General features: G+C 66.7%; 31 protein-coding genes. 28 read left to right on the top strand and 3 right to left on the bottom strand.

Annotation, left to right across the window (positions count from 1 at the left end; all coding sequences use genetic code 11):
* Positions 1-54: 54 nt before the first annotated feature.
* The 10 genes from HUU96_RS01070 (at position 55) to HUU96_RS01025 (ending at position 7311) form a co-directional block, all read left to right on the top strand.
* The gene (locus HUU96_RS01070; RefSeq protein WP_174291017.1) at positions 55-687 is read left to right on the top strand and encodes a head decoration protein; all 633 of its coding nucleotides are present in this window, start codon (positions 55-57) and stop codon (positions 685-687) included.
* Positions 688-770: 83 nt separating this feature from the next.
* Positions 771-1808 (top strand): major capsid protein, encoded by a 1038-nt coding sequence (locus tag HUU96_RS01065; RefSeq protein ID WP_174291016.1) that lies wholly within the window; start codon positions 771-773, stop codon positions 1806-1808.
* A 67-nt stretch (positions 1809-1875) separates the two neighbouring features.
* Complete coding sequence (locus HUU96_RS01060) at positions 1876-2172, top strand: hypothetical protein (protein WP_174291015.1); 297 nt, start codon at positions 1876-1878, stop codon at positions 2170-2172.
* A 67-nt stretch (positions 2173-2239) separates the two neighbouring features.
* Entirely contained in the window at positions 2240-2647 is a 408-nt protein-coding gene (locus HUU96_RS14915) for a spike base protein, RCAP_Rcc01079 family (RefSeq protein WP_217430234.1), read from the top strand.
* On the top strand, positions 2647-5082 hold the full coding sequence (locus HUU96_RS01050) for a hypothetical protein (protein WP_174291014.1): 2436 nt from the start codon (positions 2647-2649) through the stop codon (positions 5080-5082). Before HUU96_RS14915 ends, HUU96_RS01050 begins: the two co-directional genes overlap by 1 nt.
* A 10-nt stretch (positions 5083-5092) precedes the next feature.
* Positions 5093-5587: a hypothetical protein gene (locus HUU96_RS01045; RefSeq protein ID WP_174291013.1), complete on the top strand. Its 495-nt coding sequence runs from the start codon at positions 5093-5095 to the stop codon at positions 5585-5587.
* The gene (locus HUU96_RS01040; RefSeq protein ID WP_174291012.1) at positions 5584-5802 is read left to right on the top strand and encodes a hypothetical protein; all 219 of its coding nucleotides are present in this window, start codon (positions 5584-5586) and stop codon (positions 5800-5802) included. Before HUU96_RS01045 ends, HUU96_RS01040 begins: the two co-directional genes overlap by 4 nt.
* A 20-nt stretch (positions 5803-5822) precedes the next feature.
* Entirely contained in the window at positions 5823-6242 is a 420-nt protein-coding gene (locus tag HUU96_RS01035) for a head-tail joining protein (RefSeq protein ID WP_174291011.1), read from the top strand.
* A gap of 35 nt (positions 6243-6277) precedes the next feature.
* Entirely contained in the window at positions 6278-6892 is a 615-nt protein-coding gene (locus HUU96_RS01030; protein WP_302480208.1) for a DUF6441 family protein, read from the top strand.
* A 14-nt stretch (positions 6893-6906) separates the two neighbouring features.
* Entirely contained in the window at positions 6907-7311 is a 405-nt protein-coding gene (locus HUU96_RS01025; RefSeq protein ID WP_217430233.1) for a hypothetical protein, read from the top strand.
* Between the two features lie 17 nt (positions 7312-7328).
* Here HUU96_RS01025 and HUU96_RS01020 read toward each other — a convergent pair whose 3' ends face one another.
* Together HUU96_RS01020 and HUU96_RS01015 are read right to left on the bottom strand one after the other, a co-directional pair.
* Entirely contained in the window at positions 7329-7634 is a 306-nt protein-coding gene (locus tag HUU96_RS01020; RefSeq protein WP_174291008.1) for an addiction module antidote protein, read from the bottom strand.
* Between the two features lie 12 nt (positions 7635-7646).
* Entirely contained in the window at positions 7647-7934 is a 288-nt protein-coding gene (locus HUU96_RS01015) for a type II toxin-antitoxin system RelE/ParE family toxin (RefSeq protein ID WP_174291007.1), read from the bottom strand.
* Positions 7935-8070: 136 nt separating this feature from the next.
* Here HUU96_RS01015 and HUU96_RS01010 point away from each other — a divergent pair, with 136 nt between their 5' ends.
* From HUU96_RS01010 to HUU96_RS00930, 17 genes are all read left to right on the top strand, one after another.
* Entirely contained in the window at positions 8071-9018 is a 948-nt protein-coding gene (locus tag HUU96_RS01010; RefSeq protein WP_174291006.1) for a phage tail tube protein, read from the top strand.
* Positions 9018-9539 (top strand): hypothetical protein, encoded by a 522-nt coding sequence (locus HUU96_RS01005; protein ID WP_174291005.1) that lies wholly within the window; start codon positions 9018-9020, stop codon positions 9537-9539. Before HUU96_RS01010 ends, HUU96_RS01005 begins: the two co-directional genes overlap by 1 nt.
* 11 nt (positions 9540-9550) lie before the next feature.
* Positions 9551-9775 carry a DUF7697 family protein gene (locus tag HUU96_RS01000; protein WP_174291004.1) on the top strand — a complete coding sequence of 75 codons (225 nt, stop codon included), beginning with the start codon at positions 9551-9553 and terminating at the stop codon, positions 9773-9775.
* Positions 9768-13067 (top strand): phage tail length tape measure family protein, encoded by a 3300-nt coding sequence (locus HUU96_RS00995; protein ID WP_174291003.1) that lies wholly within the window; start codon positions 9768-9770, stop codon positions 13065-13067. The genes HUU96_RS01000 and HUU96_RS00995 overlap by 8 nt, the downstream gene beginning before the upstream one ends.
* Positions 13064-13669 carry a hypothetical protein gene (locus tag HUU96_RS00990; protein ID WP_174291002.1) on the top strand — a complete coding sequence of 202 codons (606 nt, stop codon included), beginning with the start codon at positions 13064-13066 and terminating at the stop codon, positions 13667-13669. The genes HUU96_RS00995 and HUU96_RS00990 overlap by 4 nt, the downstream gene beginning before the upstream one ends.
* Positions 13666-14307: a hypothetical protein gene (locus tag HUU96_RS00985; protein WP_174291001.1), complete on the top strand. Its 642-nt coding sequence runs from the start codon at positions 13666-13668 to the stop codon at positions 14305-14307. Before HUU96_RS00990 ends, HUU96_RS00985 begins: the two co-directional genes overlap by 4 nt.
* A complete protein-coding gene (locus HUU96_RS00980; RefSeq protein ID WP_174291000.1) occupies positions 14307-14747 on the top strand; it encodes a DUF6950 family protein in 441 nt (146 codons plus the stop codon). Before HUU96_RS00985 ends, HUU96_RS00980 begins: the two co-directional genes overlap by 1 nt.
* A 6-nt stretch (positions 14748-14753) precedes the next feature.
* Positions 14754-17252 carry a hypothetical protein gene (locus HUU96_RS00975; RefSeq protein WP_174290999.1) on the top strand — a complete coding sequence of 833 codons (2499 nt, stop codon included), beginning with the start codon at positions 14754-14756 and terminating at the stop codon, positions 17250-17252.
* Positions 17249-17437, top strand: coding sequence for a hypothetical protein (locus HUU96_RS00970; RefSeq protein WP_174290998.1), 189 nt, complete (start codon positions 17249-17251; stop codon positions 17435-17437). The genes HUU96_RS00975 and HUU96_RS00970 overlap by 4 nt, the downstream gene beginning before the upstream one ends.
* Positions 17437-20049, top strand: a complete 2613-nt coding sequence (locus HUU96_RS00965) for a glycoside hydrolase family 30 beta sandwich domain-containing protein (RefSeq protein ID WP_174290997.1) — start codon at positions 17437-17439, stop codon at positions 20047-20049. Before HUU96_RS00970 ends, HUU96_RS00965 begins: the two co-directional genes overlap by 1 nt.
* Before the next feature lie 28 nt (positions 20050-20077).
* On the top strand, positions 20078-20407 hold the full coding sequence (locus tag HUU96_RS00960) for a hypothetical protein (protein ID WP_174290996.1): 330 nt from the start codon (positions 20078-20080) through the stop codon (positions 20405-20407).
* A 52-nt stretch (positions 20408-20459) separates the two neighbouring features.
* On the top strand, positions 20460-20870 hold the full coding sequence (locus tag HUU96_RS00955) for a hypothetical protein (protein ID WP_174290995.1): 411 nt from the start codon (positions 20460-20462) through the stop codon (positions 20868-20870).
* A gap of 128 nt (positions 20871-20998) precedes the next feature.
* Positions 20999-21640, top strand: coding sequence for a glycosyl hydrolase 108 family protein (locus tag HUU96_RS00950; RefSeq protein ID WP_174290994.1), 642 nt, complete (start codon positions 20999-21001; stop codon positions 21638-21640).
* Positions 21622-21894 carry a hypothetical protein gene (locus tag HUU96_RS00945; RefSeq protein ID WP_174290993.1) on the top strand — a complete coding sequence of 91 codons (273 nt, stop codon included), beginning with the start codon at positions 21622-21624 and terminating at the stop codon, positions 21892-21894. The genes HUU96_RS00950 and HUU96_RS00945 overlap by 19 nt, the downstream gene beginning before the upstream one ends.
* Before the next feature lie 81 nt (positions 21895-21975).
* Positions 21976-22407, top strand: a complete 432-nt coding sequence (locus HUU96_RS00940) for a hypothetical protein (RefSeq protein WP_174290992.1) — start codon at positions 21976-21978, stop codon at positions 22405-22407.
* 231 nt (positions 22408-22638) lie between these two features.
* Positions 22639-23430 (top strand): DNA adenine methylase, encoded by a 792-nt coding sequence (locus HUU96_RS00935; protein ID WP_174290991.1) that lies wholly within the window; start codon positions 22639-22641, stop codon positions 23428-23430.
* 148 nt (positions 23431-23578) lie between these two features.
* A complete protein-coding gene (locus HUU96_RS00930) occupies positions 23579-24481 on the top strand; it encodes a hypothetical protein (RefSeq protein WP_174290990.1) in 903 nt (300 codons plus the stop codon).
* Between the two features lie 143 nt (positions 24482-24624).
* Here HUU96_RS00930 and HUU96_RS00925 read toward each other — a convergent pair whose 3' ends face one another.
* Positions 24625-25173: a hypothetical protein gene (locus HUU96_RS00925; protein ID WP_174290989.1), complete on the bottom strand. Its 549-nt coding sequence runs from the start codon at positions 25171-25173 to the stop codon at positions 24625-24627.
* 11 nt (positions 25174-25184) lie between these two features.
* On the opposite strand from HUU96_RS00925, the gene HUU96_RS00920 reads away from it, so the two are divergent.
* Positions 25185-25760: tyrosine-type recombinase/integrase (locus HUU96_RS00920; protein WP_174290988.1), on the top strand; the 576-nt coding region annotated here is incomplete at its 3' end.

Raw genomic sequence — 25760 nt, 5'->3', positions numbered from 1 at the left:
CTTCCTGCTGACCCTCGCGCCGCCTGACCGCAGCGCTTCTCGAAAGGATTGCCCATGTACGAGCGTGCATCGCGCACGGTCGAGGCGCTCAATGCGCCCAAGACCTTCATTCGTGGCCAGGCCCTGCTGCGCACCCGCAAGGTGACGCTGCTGGCTGGAGCCATCTATCTCGCCGCTTCGGTGCTCGGCATCGCCACCGCCGGCACCGCCAGCGCCGCGGCCAAGCCGGCGGGCAACACCGGCAACGGCACGATCTCCGCGCCCACCGTTGGCCAGCGCGTCAAAACCGGTGCCTACACCGCGCGGCTGACCTCGGCCAACACGTTCGAGGTCATCGACCCCGAAGGCGTGGTGATCGAGGCCGCCGCCGCGACAGGCGCGGCCTATGCAGGGCCGGTCGGGTTCACGATTACGCCGGGGGCCAACGCGTTCGTCGCCGGGGACGCCTTCATCATCACCGTCGCAGCTGGCACCAGCAAGGCGATGTTGGCGACCGCGGCGGCGACCGACGGCAGCCAGAGCCCCAGCCTGGTGCTGGCCTATGATGCCGACGCCACCGCCGGCGACGTCGAAGCGATCGCCTATGAGAGCGGCGACTTCGTCAAGGAGCAGCTGATCTTCGGTGCCGGGCTGACCGCCGACAGCACCCGCGAGCAGCTGCGCCGCCTCAACATCACGATGGGCTGATCAGCGGCAATCCCGCGATCCGCTCCCGTTCCGGGCGGCTTGGCTTCGGCTGAGCCGCCCCTTTCGTTTCCAGGAGACCTTTGATGGCATTCACCCTCTACGACACGACGGAGCTGCTCGCGGTCATCGAGCCGATCCGCGTTCCCGGCCAGTTCCTCCGGGCGTTGTTCTTTTCCGCTACGCCGATCCTGTTCGACACGCCCGACGTCAAATGGGACCGGGTGTTCGACGATCTGCGCATCGCGCCCTTCGTCAGCCCTTATGCGCCCGGCAAGCCGAGCCAGGACAAGGGCTTCCAGACCGAGAGCTTCACTCCCGGTTATCTGAAGCCGCTGGACCGCGTCGACCCGACCAAGTTCTCGAAGCGCCGGCCGGGCGAGGCGATCGGCGGCAGCCTTTCGCTCGCCGATCGTCGCGACCTGATGATGCTCGACTATATGGCCGGCCAGAAGAAGAAGCTCGAGCGCCGCGACGAGGTGATGGCGGCCGAGATCCTGCGCACCGGGCGCGTTACCATTGTCGGCGAGGATTACCCGCTGGCGATCGTCGACTTCGCCCGCGATCCGGCCATGACCAAGGTCCTGCTCGGACCGGCACGCTGGACGCAGATGGCGGGCGGCCAAGTGGCAATGCTCGAGGGCTGGCTTGATGATGTGGCGACGCTGGTCGGCGCGGCACCGAGCCACGTCGTCTTCGACAAGAAGGCATGGGCACCGTTCGTCGCCGATCCCGCCTTCAAGACCCGGATCGACCTTACCACCGGTCAGTCGACCAGCGCCGTGAACCTCGGCTTCCAGCCGGGCGTGCCCGGCTCGCCGGTCTACAAGGGCCGGATCGGCACGGTGGAGCTGTACGTCTACAACGACACATACGAGGACGTCGACGGCACGATAAAGCAGCTGCTGCCCGACTACACCGTCATTATCGGTGCGCCCGGCGCGTTCGAAGGCACGCCGACCTATGGCGCGATCCTCGATCCGGAAGCCGGGTACATCGCGACGCCCTGGTTCCCGAAGAACTGGATCGATCAGAACCCGGCGGCGGAGTGGGTGATGACCCAGTCGGCACCACTGCCGATCCCCAAGCGCGCCAACGCCACCATGTGCGTCACGGTCGGCTGATCGGTCGCTCGCCTCCACCACAATCTGAGCCCGGCTGAGCCGGGCGAACTCTGCAGGAGCGCCACTCATGGCCGACAACGACAGCAAGACGACCGCGGCGAAGACGAAGACCAGCCTCGCCAGCACCGCCGCCTCGATCACGAAAAACATCCTGGGCGTCGGCCCCGACGCCCCGAAGACCGTCAAGGTGCCGCAGGCGGTGTCCGAGATCCACGTCTCTCCCGAAGACATGATCCCGCCGGGCGCGGTGCTGACCGAGGAGCTGATCGCACTCGCCGACCTCACCGACGACGATATCGATGCGTTGCTCGCAGCCGGTCACGTCAAGATGATCGACGTCTACGCCGCGCCAGCCGCGGCCTGACCCCTTCGGCGGCGGCGCTTCCCCCCTTGGCGACCGTCGCCGATCCCCTTTCCCAGCGAGGTAGCTGATGACCGACGCAACCACTCCGGTTCCGGCGAATACGCCGATTGGCGACCTGATCGGCGGCAAGCTTCACGGCCGTGACCAGCTGTTCGACACGACGGGCACCGACGCGATGGGCCTGGTCGCGGACGCACCGGCACCCCGAACGCTGCTCGGCCGCCTCAAAGCGCTCCTGGACGTCTTCTCGCGCACCACCAGCGCAACCGACGTCCTCGCAGTAGTGCCCAGCGACACCGTGCCGCTCGCCGTCGCGCCCAAGGCCCTGCTCGTGACGGTCGCCGGCAACCTGGCGCTAAAGGGCGCGAGCGGCGTGGCGATCACCATCCCGGTGACTGCCGGGCAGCTGCTGCCGGTCCAGCCTGTTTACGTCCTGGCAGCTGGCACGACGGCGACGGTGGTGGCGCTCGTCTGATGATTGGGCTCGGGTTCCGGATCGGCTCGGTTGCCGCAGTGCTGGCAGTTCTGCCGGCGCTGACCGGTACGATCCCCGGCGCGCGGCTGGCCTGGTCGGCTCCGGTCAGCCTGAATGTCGCAGTTCCTGCCGGCGTGACGCTGCTCGGCCGCGCGCCGGGCTCGACGTTCACGACAACGATCCCAGGTATCGCGATCAACAACGCGAGCGCGGCGGTCACCGGCACCCCGACCGCCCGATCCGGCCTGATCACCGAGCACCTGCCGAACGGCACCAGCCGCAACAGCATGCTGTTCCTGCCCGAGGCCGGCAGCCGCACCATGAAGTGCGGCATCAACAGTGCGGTATTCACCTACTACACCAAGAACCTCGTCTTCCTCGACTATATGAAGGGGGCCGAGGACGTCAGCAGCGGCGGCCGCTACAACGACGACGGCACGCCGCGCGACAACGGCGGCACCTACGATGCCAACGGCGTCCCGCAGTCGACCGCCAACATCACCTACAGCTTCCAGTTTCCGATGGACGACGGCAGCGTCACGCCGTTCGGACTGCGGGTCATCACCGACGGCGACATCGATATCGTTCTGACCGGGTCGAACGAGCCCGGGACGTTCTACGGCCGGCCGCCACTGACCCGGACCAGCGATGGCTTCACGACCACATGGGTGAGCAAGCCGGGCGGCAACGGCAACGTCAATGTGCTGGCGGTCACCGCGATCCGCACGCCACCCACCTTCATCGCGCTTGTGCGGGAGGACGAGGCGGCGGCGTGGCGGGCGTGGAAGGCCGGCACCCGCGCGCACCGGTTCAAGGACAGCTGGATCGCCACGATGAGCCGGTTTTCCCGGTTCCGCGATCTCGACTGGTCGGCTGTCAACAACGCGACCTACGCGATCCTGCCGCCAGACAACATCAGCTACCGCAACATCGCGGGCGATCAGAACTACGTGCCGTTGGCCGTAAAGGTCGAGATGTGCATCGCGGCCGGCATCGACCTGTGGGCCTGCCTGCCCAAGACGACCACCGACGCGCAGTACCAGGCGATGTGGGGGCAGTTCGACCGGCTCCGTGCAGCCGGCCACGACGTCTTCAACGAGTGGGCGAACGAGGTCTGGAACGGGAAGTTTCCGACGCAGGGCTACGCCACCCAGCAGTACGACGCCATGGGCCTGGGCGTGTATGACTCGCGCAACGGGACGGCATCGCCGCCAGCACCCGGCTACATCGACAACACCAACCTCAAGCAGACCTGGTACAACGGCTATCGGTCGGCGCAGCTCGCCAAGCTCTGTCGTGGCAGGGGCTACAAGTGGGTGATCGGGTGCCAGCCCGTCTCGCAGAACTTCGCCACCTATGTCGACCAGGGCTTGGCTTATGCCGGCGGCTCCTGGTCGGACTTCTACGGCTGGACCTGCTCTGGCTATATCGGCGGCAACTTCGCCGTGCCGCGTGCCTCGCTCAACGGCGGGCAGGGTCTGGACGAGACCGCGTTCCAGCAGCAGACCGCGATGGTGCAGGCCGGCGACGTCGACGCGGCGATGGACAACATCATCAATTATGTTGGGCCGCACTCGCTGAGCGCTGCATCGGCATCGATTGGCTACTGGCACGACGCCAAGGCGAACGCCGACCAGCGCGTGCTCAAGCTCGTCGGCTATGAGGTCAATGGCGTCAGCATCATCAGCAGCGGCACCTACGATCCGGCGAACTACCCGGGATACGATCCGTTCGCGGTGACGCTGGCTTATAGCCCGCTCGCGCGTGGCGCGGCCGAGGCAAGCCTGCTTTCGCTTCAGCAGGCCGGCTTCGATGAGGTCATGTATTACGACATCGGCTCGGGAGAAACGCTGACCGACAGCGGCAACGGCATCTGGGGCATCACCGGGCATCCTGCCTTCGATGGCGTGAAGGACTTCCTGGCGCTTCCTCTCTCGACGAGCACTGCAGTCGCCCCGCCGCCCGCTACCGCGTCGACCGGGTTCAGGTACATTGTCGTCCACCCGGATCTCACGCGTAGCGGCTACAGCGCGAGCACTTTCCCATATTGGCGGTTCGGCTGCGCCGAAGCCACGCTGTACGAAGGGGCGACCGCTCTCGACAAGAGCGTCATGGCTGCTTCGATCATCGACGGTTCGCAGGCCGGCAACCCGGTTTCGCGGCTGATCGATGGGTCGATAGCGTCAAGCTACATCACGGAGAGCGGCACCGGCGGTGGCTTTTTCGCCATCGACATGGGCGCGACCCACCGGCCTGATCGCCTCGTCCTTCACGAGTGCTCGGAAGCGGCAGGATACAGCTTCGACACCGGGACGATCTACGGGACGAACGACCTCGCTGGCGCTCTTACGCTCCTGGCTACCCGATCCCCGCCGCAGGGCGGGTCGGACTATGTGGACGGTGACCTCTCCATCCCGCTTAGCTATCCTTCGTGAGGGCCGGCCGATGATTGCTATCCTCCTCGCGCTCGGCCTGCTGAACCCGCCGGCCGGCAACGTCACCGGGCCGCTCCTCGCCGCCAGCGACCAGGTCACGGCGGTGCAGAAGGTGCCGGTCGTCGCGGCCGCCGGCAACGCCATCCCGGTGGGCGCGCCGGTGTGGGGCCGCCCTTTCGATCCGGCCGATCGTTCGCCCTATGCCTGGGACTTCTCGCCGGTGCTTGCCGCCGGCAGCCTCATCGCCGCGATCGAGCGGATCACCATCTCGGCCGCGGGCGCGGCGGCCGGCGTGCAGATCGACCAGCAAGCGCCGCGCCTGCCGGTGATCGCCGCGGACGGCACGCACGTCCAGGTGTGGTTCCTGATCGATCCCGCCAGCCAGACGGCCGACGTGTTCACCGCTGCCGGTATCCAGGTCGCCGTCTCGGCGCTGATCCGCACCACCGACACGCCGTTCCAGGAATATGAGCGGACCCTGGTGCTGACTGTGAGGCGGCTGTGATCATCGACAACGGCCGGCAGGTCCGCCTTGTCATCGACGGCGTGTTCGATGGCCTGGCAGGGCTTTCCCGCGGCAAGGTGGCGTTCGTTCCTAACAAGAGCGGCAAGCCGCCTGAACAGGCCGTGGCGGGGATCATCGACGACGAGCCTGTCCGGCTGGTGATCGCGATCGAGGGCAAAGGCCCGTTCTATGCCGGGCGGGTGCACAGCCTGTGAGCGCGCCTTCGGTCGCCGAGATGCGGACGGCGCTCGGCCTGGGCAGCGACGTCAGCGACGCGGCCGTCGTTGACGCCTATGTCGCCAGCCTCGGGTTTGGCATCACTGTCAGGCCACCCTCGCCGGCAGCATCCGATCCGTTCGCGGCGGCCGCGGCGGCGTTGTTCCGGGCTCCTGGCTCGGTTGCGGCCATCTACACGACGAAGAATGGCGATACGATTTCGACCAGGGCCATTCGCGGCCAGCCGGACGCGGTGTCCCGGTTCGGCGGTGCCAGCATCGTACAGGCGACCAACGGCCTGCAGCTGCTGCGCGGCGACGTACCCGCACCACAGGCCGGCGACCAGATCGTGATCGGGCAGGAGGTCCTCACGATCACCGGCGAGCCAATGCTCGACGATGAACGCGTCTCCTGGAATTGTACGACCGACCCGGCGTGAGGCTCGAGATCAGCGTCCCGTCGTTCGCGGGCGTCATGCACGAGGTCGAAGGGCAGATCGCTGCCGCCTCGTCCGGTGCGATGCGCGACACTATGCCCGATGCCAAGCAGGAGCTGCGCGACCAGGTCGTCGGCGCGGGGCTGGGTGGGCGCCTCGCGAACACATGGCGCGGTGACGTCTATCCCAAGTCGGCTAAGAGCATGCACCCGGCCGGTTACATCCATTCGAACGCGCCGCTGATCATCGATAGCTTCCTGCGCGGTGCGCAGATCGTGCCGATCGCCGGCGGCAAGTACCTCGCCATCCCGACCGCTTCCGTGCCGCTGTCGCGGCGCGGCTCGGCGATCGGTGCCGGTCGCAAGGCGCGCGGGGCCGGCAGCCGTATGTCGCCGGTCGAGGTCGAGGCGGTATTCGGCCAGGACTTGATCATCAAGCCGGGCCGCAACGGCCATCTGCTCGCGTTCGTTGATCCGGATCAGTCGCGCGGGCGGCGGCTGCGGCGGCCGAAGGGCCAGAAAGGCAAGCTGGTGCTCATGTTCACGCTGGTGAAGTCGGTGCGCATGCCAAGGCTGCTAGATCTGGACGGGCCAGGCCAGCGCTGGGCGTCTGCATTCGGCACCGCGCTCCAGCGGCGGCTCGGCAGCTCATGAGCAAGCGGCTAGCCGTGCCGACCGCGCTAAAGGACGCGATCGCCGCGGCGCTGCCTCTGGCAACGGTCGTCGGCATGTCCGGCGACGAGGATACGCCGGCGCGCATCGATGCTGGCGGCCGCGTCGTGGTGCGCAGCGGCGATCCCGGCGAACCGGAGGTCGACCTCAGCCCGCTCGCCTATAACTACGACCAGCGGATCTCGGTCGAGCTGGCGGCACTGACCGAGAGCGCTCTGGACGACATGCTCGGCGCGATCGGCGCGGTGATCGAGGCGGACCGCACGCTCGGCGGCCTCTGCACCTGGGTCGACGCCACCGCCCCGGAAACCGAAGAGATCTACGTCGCCGGCGGTGCGCCGCCGCGGGGGGCCAACGTCATCGTGACGGCCTCGTACACGACCCCACATCCGTTCACCTGAGGAGAGGACCAGACACCTTACTCGACGTCGGCCAGTTCCCGCCGCTCGATGTGCATGCGCAGGCCGAGCGCCTCCAGCACCTTGAGCACGGTTTCCAGCGTCGGGTTGCCCTTCTCGCTCAGCGCTTTGTGCAAGGCCGCACGGGTCAGCCCGGTAGCGGTCGACAGCTGAGCGATGCCACCATGCGCGCGCGCGACGGTGCCCAGTGCGGCGGCGATGTACCGGTGATCGCCATCGGCCAGCGCATCGCTCAACAGGTCGGCCTCGTCTTCCGGACCGTCGAGATAGCGAGCCGCATCGAATGCGCGGGTTACGATAGTCATGACCTTGATCCTCTAGGCTAGGCCGGCCGCCAGTTCCTTGGCCTTGGCGATGTCGCGGCCTTGCGAGCCCTTATCCCCTCCGCACAGGATCACGGCTCCGTCGTGCAACGTGAAATAGACCCGGTAACCGGGCCCGATGTGGAAGCGCATCTCGGCCACCCCGTCGCCGACGGCAGCCCAGTCGCCGAAACTGCCGGTGGCCGCGAGACGGACCAAGCGCTTCAGGATCGCTCGACGGGCGACCACGTCACGCAGGCCGGCCAGCCAGTCTGCGAACACGAGGGTTTCCGTCACCTGCATGTAAACTGAAGTAGACTACCACCGGCGGCTTGTCAACTATAAAGCACAACGTCGAGCGCTGCCTGCTTTTCTCGGCAGTCCCTTCAAGCTGACGAACAACCAGGCGGCGCAAGCCGCCTTTTTCATGGAGAACAGCATGTCCAGAGCACGCGGTGCGAACGCCAAGGCGTTCGGCGTCTTTGAAGCCACGCCCGGGACGGTACCGGCCGCCGGGCCCGCCTGGTTCGGGTGCCCGTTCGTCTCTCACACCCTGGGCGAAGAACGGCCACTGATCATGTCCGACCTGCTCGGGCAGGGCCGCGAGATGCAGGACCCAACCCCCGACGTCGCCACCAACGACGGCGACATGGTCGTGCCGGTCGACGTGCGCAACTTCGGCCACTGGCTGAAGCTGTATTTCGGTGCGCCGGTGAGCACGCCCGGGGCGGGTGGCGAGGAGGTCCACACCTTCACGTCGGGGGCGCAGACGCTGCCCAGCATGTCGATCGAGGTCGGTGCGCCCGAGGTGCCGGCCTACAGCCAGCATTACGGCCTGCGCGGCAACCAGCTGAAGATCGGCATGGCCCGTACCGGCCTGCTCAACGCAACCTGCAGCCTGGTTGGCATCGGCGAGACACCGATCGCCGGCGTCAGCGCGGCGGGCGGGGCGACGCCATCGCTCGCGGTCGCCCGCTTCCCGCAGGCGACCGGCAGCGTCAGCAAGGATGGTGCCGCCCTCGGCAGCGTCGTGTCGGCTGACTTCACCTACAGCAACGCGTTGGAGAAGGTGGAGACGATCAAGGCCGACGGCCGGATCGAGGACAGCGATCCGGGCATGGTCAGCATGACCGGCTCGGTGGTCGTTCGCTACAAGGACCTGACGCTCTACAATGCCGCCTCGACCAGCACGCCGTGCGAGCTCGACTTCGGCTGGGTTACCGGGCCGCACGGGTTGCTGTTCAAGGTCCCGCGCGTGTTCCTGCCGGCGGTGAAGCGACCGGTCTCGGGCCCGAACGGCATCCAGGCCACCTACAATTGGCAGGCGAGCGGTGCCGGCAGCAACAGCGTCATCGCGACGCTGACCAACGACGTGGCGGGCTACTGATGCTGCGGATCGCATCCACCGAGCCCGAGTGGCTGGAGCTGTTCCCGGCGGTCGGCGAGGAGCCGGCCGTCGAGGTGCGGTTCGCGCCGATCACCGTCCCCGCCGTGCGCGCTGCGCGCCGCGCGGTGCGGGTCGCGCTCGATCTCGACGCCGAGGACATGGAGAACGCCGGCGACGAGCTCAGCCGCGAGCTGATCCGGCGCGGCCTGCTCGAATGGCGCGGCGTCGGCGGGCTGGACGGCCAGCCGTGGGATGTCACGCCCGAGCACGTCGCGGCGTTCGTCGGTGACCACCGCACGTTCGAGGCGGCCGATCGCGTCTATGTCATTCCGTGGCTGAAGCGCGACACGGAGGGAAACGCCTGGTCCGCCTCGCCGAGTGGCACTGGGGAGGCGGAGACGCGGGCGGCCGGTACTGCCAGCTCAGCTGCGGAGCAGGAGAGCACGGACGGTGCCGACCCGGCGAAGACAGCACCGGCTGCCCCTACCGCACGAACGAGCCGCAAACCGAAGAAGGCCTAGGCGTCTGGGACGTGATCGCCGGCTGCGGGTCGCAGTTGCAATATGCACAGTTCGCCCTGCCGATGGGTGGCTCGATCATGCGGCCGGTGGCGCTGAAGTTCGGGACCGTTCTCGCGATGGGCGAGGCGATGGAAGCCGACATGGCGCTGCTCGCCCGCGTGCTGCCCGGGGTCGAGGCGGCGATCCTGACCGGCGGCGATGACGACCTGAGCGAAGAGGAGGCGGAGAATGGGTAATTCGGTCGGCATCCGCCTCGCGGTCGACAATGGCGACGGCAAGAAGGCGCTCGTCGACCTGTCGGACACTGGCGACGCGCAGGCAAAGCGTCTTGTTCGGTCCTATGACCAGGCGACCGATGACCTGATCGCAGCCGATCGCCGGCGCGCCCAAGCAACCGAGAAGCTCGCGGCGATCGCGCCGAACACGCAGACCCAGCAGATCTACCAGGCGGGGGCGTCGACCAACTATGGCGGCCAGAGCGCGCGCGATGCCGCTGCCGACTTCCGCGAGCTGCTGGCGGCGCAGGAAGACCTCGAAGCTCGCGCGACCTCGCTGAAGGCCAAGCTCGACCCGCTGCACGATGCCCAAGCCAAATACGATGCCGAGATCAAGAATGCAGCCGAGCTGCTCGCTGCCAATCTGATCGGCGAGGCCGAGCACGAGAAGGCCGTGTCGAACAGCGCGAAGGCGCTCAACGCCGCGAAGAAGGAGCTGGGCGACCATAGCTCTGCCCTGAGCTTCAACCGGCAGCAGTTCATCATCGGCCAGTCGGCGGCGATGCGGTTCAGCGACAGCGTCATGGCCGGCGCATCGCCGATCAAGGCGGCGGCGCTAGAGGCGCACAAGCTGGGCGAGGTGCTGTCGGTCGATGACGGTGGCGTCGCCGGCGGCCTCGCCAAGGTGCGAGCGATCCTGAACCCGACGGCGTTGGCGATCACCGCCGGCGCGATCGTGATGACCGCTGCAGCTGTTGCCGCGATCTCATACGGCGATGCCATCGGCAAACTGAACGCGCTGGCCGAAGGGTCCGGTCGCGCACTGGGACAGAGCGGTGCGCAGCTCGAAGCCAACGCCGAAGCGGCAGCGGCAGCGGGCAACACCACCGTGAGCGCCGCTCGCGACATCGAGGCCGGTTACCTGTCCGTCGCCAAGTCGGGCGACGTCCTCGTTGGCCTGACGGCGATCACCAAGGATTTCGCTGCCGCCACCGGTCAGGATGCCAAGGGAGCCCAGCAGGAGCTCGCTGCTGCGTTCGCTGATCCGATCCACGGCGCCGATGACCTCGCCCAGAAATATGGCCTGCTCACCCAGGCTCAGGCCGAGCGGATCGACAAGCTGGTGGAGGAAGGTCGTCAGGAGGAAGCCCAGAAGCTGCAGCTCGGCCTGCTCATACAGGCAATTGGGGGTGCATCCGACAAGGCCGAAGGGTTGGCAGCGTCGTGGGATCACATCAAGAACAGCATTGATCGTGCCTGGACATCTGCCGGCCGCTTCTTCAACACCTATGGCGATGCCGCGGTGCATCTCTTCTCGGGTTCGCCGCAGTTCATTCCATTTGCCCCCGATCCGGCCAACTCAGCCGCGGCCAGCGCCGCCGCCGCTAACCAGGCGCGTGCGCGCGCCTCTGCCATCTCCGACAGCTATCGGGGCGATAACACCGACACCTTCCAACGCACGATCGGCACGCTGCAGGCGGGCATAAAGGCTGGCGGTAACGCCGAGCAGATGCAGCAGTGGACGACTGCTCTGGCGGCGAACCAGCACGCCCTCGACACCTGGGTACCCGCTCAGCAGAAGGCGAACGACGTCGCTGAAGCGCAGGACAGATTGGCGAACGCGCGTGGTAAAAGCGCAAAGGCCGCTGCCGAGCGGGCGCTGGTACTGGCGCAAGCTCAAGGCACCGTAGCGACGTCGGCCGACATTGAGGCACAGGCTCACGCGCGCGCCGATGCAGCCGCTGGCCGGGCGACGAAGACGGGCGACAAGCACGCTCAGACGCTTGCCCGCGAAGCCGAAAGCATGGAGGTGGCGGCGAAGGCGTCGCTGACGCTTGCCGATGCGTATCTGGACGGCTCATCGCAGGGCCTCGTCGCCGAAGCGCGAAGGAAGGCGGCGACCGACGCGACCAAGAAGGGCATCGACGTCGAGGCGCAAACCCGTCGTCAGCTCGCCCTGACGGTGGCCGAGGGCATCGCGACCGGTGCCAAGTCGGTCAGCTCGCTCGATGCCGAGAACGCCGCCCGTGCCGCGGTGATCGCCAAGATCGCCTCCGGCAAGCTGTCGGCGAGCCAGGCCAACGACGTGCTGGCCGACGAGGCGACGCTGCGACCCTTGCTGACTCTGGCCGCGATCGCCGAAGGCGATGCGAAGAAGGAGCTTACCAAGGTCATCGAGCGGCAAACGGCCGCGCTGAAGCAGCAGCGGATCGAGCAGGAGCAGCTCGCCGCCGCCTCGGCAACGCAAGCGGCCAACGACAATGCCGCCGGCAGCCGTGACCAGGCGGCGATCGCCGGCGACTTCAGCGATGGTGCCAAGCTTGCGCTCGCGCGCCGCACCGCCGAGCGACAGGCCGCGACGCAATACTCGCACCTCGACGCCAGCGACCCAATCAGGACGGGTTTCGTCCAGGCGCAGGTGGGCAGCGAGCAGGCGAAGCTCGATGCGGACCATGCCACGGCGAGCGCCAGTGCCCTGCGCGACCAGTCCGACCAGAACGCCCTCATCCAGACCCAGATCGGCCTGCTCGGCAAGTCGGCCGACGCGCAGGAGCAGGCGACGTCGCACCTGCAGCTGCAGCAGCAGCTCGCGCGGACGCTGGGCGACGATTATGCGAAGTATGCGCCGGCCATCCTTGCCGGCGCGGACGCCGAGGTGAAGTCGCAGGAGAAGCTTCGGCTGCTGCAGGGCACCTGGTCGGAAATCCGGTCGGCTGGCGACCAGTTCCTGGAAGACCTGACCAACCCGGACGGCAGCGGCATCAAGCGCCTGCTGGGCGATATCGAACAGGAGTTTATCAAGCTCGCCGCGCTGAACCCGCTGAAGAACCTGCTGCTGGGTGAGAAGAACCCGACGCTGGGCGGGGTGCTCGGAAGCCTGCTCGGCAAGAGCGCAAGCTTGTTCGGCAACATCGATACGAGCGGCGTCACCGGTATCACCGATCCCGGCGATATCGTCGGCCACGTCGATCCGCTCTCGGCCTTCGGCAGCGCGGCGCGCAACGCGTCCGGCACCGAATACTTCAGCGGAGGGCAGACCTGGCTGGCGGAGAACGGGCCAGAGCTGGTCACCCTGCCGACCGGCAGCAAGGTCACGTCGGCCCCCGCCACTCGGCGGATGCTTGCGGGCGACGGTGGCGGCGGCGACACGCACAACCACTACTACATTGAGGGCAATCTGCTGACGCCCGAGTTCTGGGGCCAGATCCAGAGCATGGACGATAGTGCCGCGACCCGCGGTGCCGCCGGCGGCGCACAGCTCGCGCAAACGAAGGCGGCGAAGAGCGCCCGGTACCGGATCCCCGGCCGATGAGCGTCGTCGTTCTGCCGAGCAAGCCTGGCGTCAGCGCCGGCGTGCCGCGCCCGGTCGATGGTGGCTCCTGGCAGACGCCGTTTGCCGGCGGCCTGTCGCAGCGGCTGGAGCGACCGGGCGCGACCCATCTCGCCGTCGACTTCACGACGCCGCGCATCCCGCTCTCCGGCCTCGCCAGGATATGGGTGTCCCGCCTCCTGCAGGGCCAGCGGCAGATCGTGCGCGTCGACTATCCGCAGCCCGAGATCGTGACCGGCAACGTCGGGGCACCTGTCGTCGATAGCGCGGGGCAGGGCGGCTATACCCTGGCGGTCCGCGGTGCTCAGCCCGGGCTGTTCATCGCCGAAGGCCGTGCCCTCAACATCTACGACGCGCACGGCCGCGGCTACCTCCACATAGCCAGCGCCGATGTGACCGTCGGTGCCGACGGCAGGGTGATCATCCCGATCGAGCCGGCGATCCGCGCCGCGCCGGCGGACGGCAGCTTCGTCAATCTCGCCGAGCCGATGATCGAGGGCAAGCTTACCGGGGCCGAGAAGGGTGTCACCCTGAAGCGGGCGCTCGCCGACGGCCTGCAGTTCAGCGTGGAGGAGGTTCGGTGAGCTCGCTCACCCCCGCCGTCGACGCCGCGCTGCGCGCGGACCGCATTGTCGTCACCCTGCTGATCGAGGCCAACCTGCCGGGCGGGCCGATGCGGTTGATGTTCGGCATCGGCGCGATTGCGTGGGGAGCGAAGGTCTTCCGCGACACCGACGACAGTTTCGGCGCGCTGGCATCGATCGACGCGATCGAGGACGGCGACGATGATGAGGCTCCGCCGTTCACCTTCACCATGCTCCCGCCGACCGACGCCGCGGCCGCAGCGGTCTGCAACCCGCTCAACCAGGGCGCGGAGGTGTTTGTCTGGCTGGCCGCGCTCGATCCTGCGACCATGCTGCTGATCCCCGATCCCGAGCTGCTCGGCTATTTTCAATGGGATGTTGCCACCCTGATGCCCGACGCCGGCTCGCGCGAGGTCGAGATCGAGTGCGTCTCAGCGTTCGATCTGCTGCTGGAAGACGACGAGGGCGCGCGGCTTACCGACGCCTTCCACCAGAGCATCTGGCCGGGCGAGGCCGGCTGCGCGAACGTGACCGGCCTGACCGAGCCCCGATACTGGGGCATGGCAACGCCGCGAGTAACCGGCACGGTCGTCACCAGCGGCAGCACCGGTGCCGATGACCGCTTCGTGAACTATTGATGGTCGCCGCAGAACCGTCTCCGCTCGACCGCCGCGTCGCGGCCACGCAGCAGCTGCTCGACGACTGGAAGGGCCGCCCATTCGACTGGAAGGCGAAGCAGCATTGCGTGCGCATGGTCGCCGAGCATCTGCGCCGGATGGGCTACACGCCGCCGCTCGCCAAGGCCGGCGCATATAGCTCGGCGCTTGGGGCAAGACGGGCGATGAAGCGGGTCGGCGTGGACACGCTGAGCGAAGCCGTCGACCTGATGAGCTTTCCCCGGATCGCGCCGGCGGCAGCGCTCGTCGGCGACATTGTCGAGCTGCCGGGAGAAGACCCCGGCGCGCTGGCCGTCGCCCTGGGTAATGGGCGTGTCCTGGGCTGGCATCCCGACGCGGATGGTGCCGTCGTCGTGCAGCCACTCGAATATGTCGCCGCCTGGCGCGTCGATCCGAGGTAAGCCTCTATGTCAAAGATCCTCGCAACGGCGGCGAAAATCGTCGGCGTGGTGGTGGCGATTGCCGCAGCGATCCCGAGCGGCGGGACAAGCCTGCTCGCCGGCGCGCTCGGGGTGTCCGCAGCCACTGCCAGCCTGATTGCAGCCGGCGTTGGCATCGCCGCCAATTTGGCGGTAGCCGCGCTCACCAAGCAGACGCTTCCCTCGACCACGATCAGCGGCAACCAATCGCAGTTTACCGCCTCGCTCGACCAAGGTCTGCCCTGGGTGCTCGGCCGCACGCGTACCGCCGGTTGTGCCGTCCACGATATAACTTTCGATGCTGTCGGGACGACCGCCAACGACTTCCAGACCTTCTACGGCGTCTGGTCGGCCGATCGCTGCTACGCCGTTGAGTCGACCCAGATCGACAATGTGACGATCGACTTCTCGTCGCCGAACGCGACGGCGGGCGGCTCCTACGCGAACTGGATGTGGCACCGCAGCCAGCTCGGGCTTTCGCCTGAACCCGGCGCGCTGAAAGCCATCGACGATCTGCCGTACCCTCCGGGCTGGACGCCGGCGTCCAAGCTATCGGGCATGGCCGCGTTCTCGTGGACGCTGCGGTTCGATCCGCAGGGCAAGGTCTATCCGAGCGGTACCGTTCCGCAGAAGCGCGACATCATCAAGGGGGCGCTCGCCTGGGATCCCCGGCGTGATGACACCTACCCGGGTGGGGCCGGACTTCAGCGGGCGGACGATCCTGCGACCTGGTCCTACACTGAGAACCCCTTCCTCCTCGGCCTGAAGTGGGCGCGCGGGATCTTCGCCAACGGCAAGAAGGTCATGGGCATCGGCATGGCGCTGGCGGCGATCAACGTCGACAGCGCCGTCCAGGCGGCGAACGTCGCCGATGCCAACGGCTGGAAGGTCGGCGGCGTCGTCTACTCGACCGATCCCAAGTACGACGTCCTGAAGAAGATCTGCGCGGCCGGCTCCGGCGAGCCGATCCGGGTCGGCGGGATGCTGCACTTCCTGGTCGACGCCCCGAAGGTCAGCCTCGATACCATCACCACCGATGACCTGATCGGCAAGTGCACCGCGCCGAACAGCACCCGCATGAAGGACCGGATCAACGGCGTTTTGCCCACCTTCCGCTCGCCGGACAACGATTGGCAGTTGGTGCCGGCGACGAAGGTGACGATCGCCGATTATGTCACCGCCGATGGCCGGCCGCGCACCAAGGCGATGACCTGGGAGCTGGTGCAGAGCGCCGACCAGGTGGCGACGCTCGCAACCTACGCGATCTGCAACGCGCGCGAGGTCGACGGGATCGTGCTGCCCTGCAAAGTGCGCTGGATCGGCTACAAGCCAGGCGACGCGGTGACCGTCTCGTCGTCGGTCGTGGCGATGGACAGCCAGCTGGTCGTGCTGCGCAAGCGCAATCTCGACCCGGCGAGCGGCGCGGTGACTTTTACCGCGCGGACCGAAACCACGGCCAAGCATGCGTTCGCGCTCGGCCAGACGACCAGCCCGCCGCCGACGCCGGCGCTTGCTACGGTGAACAGATCGGGGCTGCTCAACCCCGGCGTGGATGCAGCGTGGAGCCGAACGCGCGATGACGACCCGGTCGATCATCCCCGCCCTGAAGATGGCGCCGATGTTACCGCAACCGCCCTGCCGGCTGCTTATCAGGCGTTCACGGGCGAGAACGCGCGCACCGTCGTCGAGAACCTCGCCACTGCCATCGACGCGCTCGGGTCGGAAACGCTGCGAGGAGCAAACTACCGGGCCGAGACCGACCAGATCATCCTTATGGCGGATGGAACGCCGGTTAGGGTCTATGTCCAGGCGCTCGGCAGCACGGTGGGCGGCCACTCGGCCTACATCGCATTCCTGCAGCAGGTCGGCGGTGACGGCTCAGCCAAGGCTGTCTTTACCGTCAACGGCGACGGGCATATCGTCGGGTGGGAGGCGATCGCCGGTGGGACTGGTCCGACCAACCAGCTCAGTTTCGTCGCCAGCAAGTTTCTGTTCGTCGACGACAGCGGCGCGAACCCGATCAATGCTCTGACCTACGAGAACGGAGCCTGGCGGCTCAAGTCGATCGTCGTCGACACACTCGCCGCCGGCACGATCACGACCGAGCACATCCAGATCGGCGCGGTCAGCACCTCGGCCCGAACGATCTCGGCAAGCACGCTATATGGCAACGGCGGCTGGCAGCAAGCCAGCTCGATCACGCTGCCCGCCGGCTTCGCGGCGCAGTGCGATATCATCGGGCAGGCCGATCAGGGTTACGCGTCAGGCCTGAAGGGCTGGGGCATCCGGCTGCTGCTCAACGGCAGCGTCTTGAAGTCGATCCAGCGCACCAATCCGGCCGCCTATACCGAGATCCCCACGATCCTGCGCTCGGGCGTCAGCCTGCCCGGCGACCAGCCGAACGTGATCTCGATCGAGTGCCTGGGGGCCGACAACTCCGTGCACATCGACAATGCCGACGTGTCGATGGTGGTGAGGTTCGTATGATTATCGCGATTGGCCAGCCCGGAGCTCTGCCGCGCAAGTGGCTGGAGACCAGCAGCGCTCTGGTGTTGGCCGCGAACCTTGAGGCCGGCGAGGTCGCGAGCCCGGCCGAGCTGGATCCGGACGGACGGCCCGTGGTCACCCCGCTGCCCGCCGAGAGCAATGTCGTGTTCGAGGTCAAGTCCTGATGCTCGCGCCCGTCGACCAGGCCAGCTTTGCCGAGCTGGTGGCGCGTTTCAACGCTCAGCTCGATCGCTGGAATGAGTTCGGCGGCTCGGGCATGACCTCGGCCGGCGCGTTGGCGCTCGCAGAAGCCCTGCCTGCGGAGATCAACGCTGCTGATACGCAGCTGCTCGGCATCGTGACGGATGCCGGCACTGGTTTGCGGACGCTGAAGCGGTTTACGGCAGACCTTGCGACGGGAACCGGCGGCGGCGTGACGATCCCCGACCCCGGCCGCATCGCCATCACGGGCCTGCGTACGGCCGGCAACCTAAGCCAGCGCCTGGCGAGCGTCACGCCGGCCGGCATGATCTACCGAGCAAATCCCGCCGCCGATCGCATCGTCGATATCGACGCCGGCACGACCTACCAAGCGTTCCTCGGCGTCGGCGCGGCGCTGACCGAGTCGGCTTGCTACGAGCTGATGACCCAGATGACGCTCGCGCAGCGCACGTCGATCCTGACCGAGTGGCTGGTCACCAACGGCGGCAGCCTCGCGCGAGTTTGCGTCGGCCCCAGCGACTTCTGCGTCGACGCGATCGCAGTGCGCGCCGGTACGGGCAACTTCCACACCTACGACGACAGCGGCAGCACTGACGGCTCGGGCTTCGATTTCTCGCCTGCCCTGATTTACGTGATCCCGATCCTTCAGCTAGTCCGCTCAATCAAGCCCACCGTCGAGTTCATCGGGTCGTTCTGGACGCCGCCTGTCCAGTACAAGTCGCCTGGCGCAACGCTGACGACGGGCACGATGAACGAGGCAACGGTTAACCTCACCGCCTATGCCACCAACTACATCGTCAAGGCGCTTCAGGCGTTCAAGACGAACGGCGCGGCACTCGATTATATCTGCCTACAAAATGAGCCTGGTCGCGCGGGCTTGGGCAACGACGTCAGCAACCCATTCCCAGCCTGCGAATACACCGTGCCCGGGTATGTCGCGCTGTTCGGGATCACCGGCGCGGCGATTGCGGCGGCGACCAGCCCAACGGTCGAGACGCAACTGCTCGCCGGTGACGACAGCGTCAGCACCGCCTACGTCTCGGCGGTGTTCGCCGACGACACTGCGGCTGCCTATGCCGCCGGGTCGACGGTTCACGGCTACAACGAGAGCCTCTACAACTTTCCCAACCACCTCGGCGGAGGCGCAGGGCTGCCGTGGATCATGAGCGAGATATCGTCGTACACCGACGATGCTCCGCTTGATGCGTCCAACTTCCTGTCCGGGATCGTCACCCCGTCGTTCAGAAGCGGCGCGGCCGGGGTGCTGGTGTGGAATGCCTTCCTCGATCCGGCCGGACAGCCGGGGATCGCATCCGACGTGCCGTCCATGATCGTCGTCGCGGGGTCTGGCGCGGTGACCCGCAGCATCGACTATTACGTGATGGCGCATTACGGCCGGACGCTGAAGCGCGGCGCACTCCGGATCGACAGCACCACCTTTGCAGCGTCGACCGAGTACGCGTCGACCGGCAGCGACATTGAGACCGTAGCTTGGAAGAACCCGGACGGCACGCTGGTGGTGTTCGTCTGGAACGGCTCGACCAGCCCTAAGCTCGTCTACCTGCGCGATGTCCTCGGCGGCGGGGTCGGCACCTCGGTCACCATCCCGGCGCGCACGTTCGACACCTACACGTTCCGCAACAGCCCGGCGGCCAACAAGCCCGATGCGCCCAGGATCGCAGCGACCTTCAACAGCGGCGTGGCGAGCGTCACGCTGAAGGGCAAGCCGCCCTGCGACAATGGTGCGGCGATCACCGGCTATGACATCTACATCGGTGCCCAAGGTGGCACCACCGGCACCCGCAAGGCGGCGAACGTCGCACTGCCCGCAGCAATCGCTACCGACATCACCACTCCCTACGTCTATGCCCAGGCGATCAACTCCGCTGGCGACAGCGCGAACAGCAACGAGGTGGCGGCGACCAGCACCGACACGACCCAGCTCGGGCTGGTGCAGGAGGCAGGGGCGGCCGGTGACGCCAACACCGCGCCGTCGATCTCGCTGGCCGCGCCGGCCGGGGGCGGCAACACGATCGTCGTCTACTATACCGGCGACATTGACATGGCGGGGCCGGCTGGGGCGACAAAGATCGGCCCGTTCAATGACGCGACCGGGATTTTCATCTGCGCCTGGATCGTCCCGGCCTATCTTCTCGCCGGCGGCCGCGACTTCACGCCGATCGGCGGCACCCCGTTCGGCTGGACCATGGCGGCGCAGGAGTACCGCAACTTCACCGACCTGGTGCCGAGCACGCACGGCGTCGCGCACCTGTTCGAGACCGTCGCCTACTGGCAGACCGCGCAGCCGCGTCCGGGGCCGCATTACAGCACGATCGCGGTGGGCTGGAACACGGGCGGTGTGGGTACGGCTACTGCCCAGGTCGGGGGAGGCCCGCAGGGCACCGCCGGCGTCGTCACGATCGCGTCGGGGGCAGGCGGCCTGTCCGGCGGGGTCCGATACCATGGCGGGATCATCTTCCGGAAGCCGAACGCAATGGGCGGCGAGGACTACGCCAACGTCACGGCCACCGTGAACCTTTCCAACTGCGGCCTGGTCGAGTTCCTGGCCACATGAGCCGGGCTGGAACCGGAAGGAGCAAGCCATGCTGATTCACCTGCTTCAGCTTATGGCGGCGGGCGTCTTGTGGTTCTTCGAAACCGACGTCGTCGCGCGCGCGCTGGCCTTGGTCATCTGGATGGTCGTTTCCGGCATGCTTTCGATACCGGCCGCTCGGCGGTTGTTCGGGCAGCCTGAACGAACGGATGACCTGCTGTTCGCCGCCTGGCTGTTGACCCTCAATCGCCTGCTCTTCTCCGTCCAGGCGCTGGTCCATAACGACACCTTCGGCGACGTGGCCCGATGGACCGGCATCGGCGCCGCCCTGTTCTACGCGTATGTGCTCTCCAGCTACGTCTGGCCCGAACGTGAGTAGCCCGGTTGCCGTCGCCGTTCACGGATGGTCGACCTCCGCCATCCTGATTGCGATGCTCAACGTCCTGTTCGGCACAGGCATGGCCGGCGCGCTCGCCGTCTGGCTGAAGACCCGCCCGAAGATGCGCGAGGTCAACCTCACGGCTGATGAGAAACTGCGGGAGGATCTGTTGCAGCGTGTCGCGAAGCTCGAGGCAGATGCAGCAGCCAACGCGCTGATCCGCGAGAATGAGCGCGCGCGGCACGAAGCCGAGCTGGCGATCATGCGTCACCGAGTGAACAACTCGGACCAGTGCCTCGACGCCCTGCTGCTGCTGCTCAAGACGTCGCCTGAGAAGGTCGACCAGGCCGTGCATCATATTGAGGCGATGCGCGCGCGGCAGAAAGAGGAGATTGCCCTGGAAAAGGGCGCGCAGGCCGGCGCGAAGGTCGCCACGACGGCCGCGGTCGTGGTGCCCACCTAAAAGACGCCCCGCCATTGCAGCCCTGGGAAAGGTGGCGAGGCGTCTCTCGGGAGTGACGATGCTCATCGCCGTCAGCGCCAATAGCTGAGCGATCCACCCGCGTTTCAACCTGCATCAAGGAGATTGCCATGATAACGTCCGTTGCGGCGATCGACGGGCCGCGCCCGTTCGCGCTCGACTTCATTCGACACTGGGAAGACGGCGGCGCGACCGACCCGAACGCCACCCACTCGCTCGACCCCGTCGACAATGGTAATTGGACCGGTGGAAAGCAGGGTCTCGGCACCCTGGTCGGCTCCAATCACGGTGTGACAGCGGCCGCTCTGGCGTTGCACCGCGGCGTGCCGGCAGCCAGCATCACGCGCGCGACCATGCACACGTTGACCGTGGACGAAGCGGCCGACATTGCACTCGCCCTGTTCTTCAAAGCCGACCATCTGGATCTGCTGCCTTGGAACCGGGTGACCGCGTCGGTCTTCGACATGGCCTGGGGCGCTGGCCCAGGCACCGCCATCAAGCTCCTGCAGCGGCTCGTCGGCGTTGCAGACGATGGACAGGCCGGTGCGGCAAGCGCTGCCGCCGCCGCGCGATGGTACGGGCTTCTGGGCGAAGGTCCGGCAGCGCGAGCTTATGCGAAGGCGCGGAACGACTATTACGACCGCATCATCGCAGCGCGGCCGGCCAACGCGAAATACCGCAACGGCTGGCGAGCCCGTTCGGCCTATTACACGCCCGGCGACGCTGCCGGCTGGTGGGCGCGCGCGGCGTGAACGATCGCTATCAGCTGATCGCGTATCTCGCGACGCTCGCCACCCTCATCATCGTCTTCGTCACCGCGATCGTCACCGCGGCGATCGAGCCCAGCCTGATCGGTCGGCTTGAGGCGTTCGGCCTCGGCACCATTACCGGCGGTTTGATCGGCGTCCTGCGCATGCCGCAGCGGACCGCCGGCGTGAACGTCGAGAAAGCCGGCCAAGTCGGGCCGAACGGTCCGCCGGCCGAAGATCCTCAGCCAGGCGGCTGACTGCCCCTTTCCCCGACCACCACCGGAACCCCACCAGCGCGCGCCGACGGTCGGCGGCGTGCGTCTCACGGAGATATCAGCATGTTCCATCTGCATCTGCTCACCGACAGCAAGATAGCGGCCCTGAAAGCGCAGGGGCACAGCCTGACCAGCGCAGCCGGTTCGGGCCTCACCACCGCAATTACGCTCGCTGCCCAGACCGGTAACCCGATCGGCGCTGCGGCTCTGGCGGCCGTCGATGCCGCCGAGGCTTCCGGCAAGAGCGGACCGGAGAAGCGGGCCGACGCGATTGCCGCCGTCGCGCCGATCGTCGTGGCCGAAGCGGCCAAGGGCAGCTTCTCGGCCGTTGCCAAGGATGCCGAGACCTTCGCCGGGCTGATCGTCGAGGAGGTGGTTGCCTCGATGAAGCGGACGCCGGCGGTCCTGATCGGCGAGGCCGTCGTGCAGGGCCTGATCGCGCCGAAGCCGCTCGACCTCTCGGCCTATCCGAGCGCGCCCGCGATCCCGTCCTGACCCTTCACGGCCGCGCGTGCGATGCGCGGCCACCTCGCTGCTCGCCGACCAGGCTCGAGCGCCGTGCCGCGACGATCGCGGCCAAGATACAACCGCTGGCCATCCGGCCGAGCGGGGGTTCCCTGCGCTAACAGGGAAACCGGCGGGCACAGAACCCGTCACGCGCGGCTGGCCTAGCCGCAACGCCCCGCACCCGTGCACCGGGCGGAGCTTTTCTGGACCAAGAACAAGATGGGAACAACTGATTCGGGCATAAAGCCGGTCGCGCCTTACCTCGGCGGCAAACGCAATTTGGCGAAGCGCCTATGCGCGCTGATCGATACCATCCCACACCGATCCTACATCGAGCCGTTCGTCGGCATGGGCGGCGTCTTCCTTCGCCGGCCCCGGCCGGCACCGGTCGAGGTCATCAACGACCTGTCCGGCGACGTCGCCAACCTGTTCAGGATCGTGCGCCGGCACTACGAGCCGTTCGTCGATGCATTGCGCTGGCTGCCAGCCAGCCGTGACGAGTTCGACCGTCAAAAGCGGCTCGATCCATCCGCGCTGACCGATATCGATCGAGCGGTCCGCTTCCTCTACCTTCAGCGCCTGGCGTTTGGCGGCCGTGTCGAAGGCCGCACCTTCGGCGTGCGGAAGGATCAGTCTTCCCGCATCGAACTCAGTCGGCTTCGCGCCGAGCTCAAGGCGCTCAGCAGCCGGCTGGAGCCGGTGACGATCGAGCAGCTGCCCTACCAAGACGTGATCCGTCGCTATGACGCACCGCGGGCGCTGTTCTATCTCGACCCACCCTATGACGAGACGGAGGGCTACGGAACCGGCTTTGGCCGCGCCGACTATGTCCAGCTGGCTCAGCAGCTCGCGGGTATCGCCGGGCAGTTCGTGCTCTCGCTCAACGCCACCCGGTTCGTCCGCGAGACCTTCGCCGCCTTCTCGATCGAGGAGGTGGAAACGACATGGACCGTGTCGAGCGGCGCGGCCGGTCGTGGGATGCGGGTCACGGAGCTGATCATTCGTCGCTGAGGCGGGTACCAGATGCCGGAGAACGGGTATCGGGGCCGTTCTCCGGCTCGCGAGTCTAGCGTATCTGCGACTGCCAGCGACCATGGCGGAGGGTGCCTCCGCCGCGGTGTATCTAGCAAACTGATGTACGCTGCTGCATAGACTGAATGTGTCGAGCTTTAAAAATAGGGCTTTTGGTACCTGCAAATTAACCGGAGAAGTCGGTCAATTTGTTAAGTCGCACCTCACTCCTAAGGCTCTAACCCGGCCAATGGAGCGTGGGGCAGCTTTTGCACAGATCGGGCACGGCAACCGTCCCTCGCGCCGTTTCGACAGCTGGTACGACGATCGGCTTGTCACTGAGCATGGCGAAGACATTCTCCGAGATCTCGACACATTCGCGATCCAGGAACTCCGTCGGCTAAAGCTGATCTGGCAAGCTTGGGGTCCGATGGTCAGCTTGTGCACTCCTGATACCGATTTCTTGCCGGGTAGCCCAAACGGCATGCGCAGGGTCATATTCCACGAACCCGGCAAGATGCGGCTGTTCTTCTTAAGCCTTTTATGGAGGGCGGCAGCAAGTAACAGAACGGAATTCAAAGGTATCAATCTTCGGCCTTCCGATTACCGTCGTCTGCGAGCTTGCGTGAGAGACTCAGCACTGCCCGATAACTGGGCTTTCTTCCCCGTTACGTTGACCCAGATTTCGACGCGCGGGATGCATCATATACATTCACCTATGATGCAGGTGAAGCGATCCATTAAAGTCGATGGATATCGGTCAGGCTCGCACCTAATCACCCGCTTCTTTCTAGATGGGCTCGTAGTGCACGTTCATCATCCGATTGAGCACCGTTATATTGACGGGTTGTGGCCAATGATGGTTGGACCGCCCGAAGGAACGACGGTCTCAACGGTCACCTGGGAGGGATCGTCACAGCTGCTCGACCTATCGGCTGCAGTTGATGAGGCTCAACGGCTTCATCCCGGCGGACTCGACTTGGTAGGTAGCGCAGCTACCACTACTCTCGCGTTAGTGCTGAACACGCCACACCATCTCGGGCGTCGCTGACAATAATTCGACCTGTAGGCTGGCTAGGCTTGCGAGGGTATCGAGCGGGGTACAGGGCACCGACCAAGGGCTGAAAAGCGGCAGGAAACCGCCGCGCCGGTTGCATCAGGGCGGAGGGAATATCCGCCACGGTCGGCCGTACGCTAAATCTCAGCGACCCTGGCGACGCGGGCTGCGTCGATCATGTCTCGCTCTAGATCGCTGAGCCTATCGGTCAGCAAGATCCGAAGGCGATCTGTCTCGTCGTTGGCAGCAACACCCGCATCACTGATGGGCGCCCTACCCGCGATGTGAGACCTCCCGAGCCGAGCGTTCGTGTAAGCGACATCTGTGATCCATGCCTGCTCTAATCGGGCGGCCAGAGCGGCATCGAAGAGCGTTTGCCCTGCTAGAAGCGATTTGAACAGGCTATCTCGCTGGTCGGCATCCGCAAGGAAGCCGACGACGGTTGATGAGAGTACAGCACGGATGGCGGCTATTACTTCGAGCCGGCGATCAAGCAAATCGAGCTGCAGCTTCCGTACGTCTACTTCGAGTTGACGGTCAGCGCGGTCGCTCTGATCCTTATTGAATTGGCGCTGCCAAAAGAATTGAAGCGTCTGGCCGAGGCCAACCACCGATGCGATCGCAATCGGAGCCCAAGCTAGCGCGGGGTGGAACGCTTCCTTCGCGCCCAAAATGATCTGCGACATCGAGGTACCATATGCTGACCAACGCCGCGGTGAAAGCCGCGCGGCCGCGCGCGGCCGCCTACAAGCTGGCGGACACCGCCGGGCTGCACCTCTATGTCGCGCCCAACGGGCGCAAGAGTTTCCGCATGCGGTTCCGCGTTGCCGGGAAGGAGCAGCTGCTCACCTTCGGCACCTGGCCGGAGATCTCGCTCGACGCCGCCCGGGCCCGGTGCACGGAAGCGCGCGAGCAGCTCGCCCGCGGCGCTGACCCGCGAATCATCGGAGCTCGATCGACCGAGGTCCGAAGATTCGATGATATCGCCCGGCGCTGGCACGAGCACATGCTCCGGCGGTGGACCAAGGTGCACGCCGGCGACGTGCTCGCCAGCCTCGAGCGCGACGTCTTCCCCGCGATCGGCGCCATGCCGCTCGCTGCGATCACGCCGCCGGTGGTCTTGAACGCGCTGCGCCTGGTTGAGGAGCGCGGCCGCTACGAGACGGCGCGGCGCGTGCGCCAGCGGATCTCGGCCGTCTTCGCTTTCGCGATCGCCCAGGGCCTCGTCGACAGCGATCCGGCGGCGATCGTCGGCCGCGCGCTGCTGCCGCCT

The organism is Sphingomonas bacterium (genome assembly GCF_903644135.1).
Classification (GTDB): domain Bacteria; phylum Pseudomonadota; class Alphaproteobacteria; order Sphingomonadales; family Sphingomonadaceae; genus Sphingomonas.
Note: the sequence above shows the minus strand (reverse complement) of the source record. Positions and strands in the feature narration are given on the sequence as shown.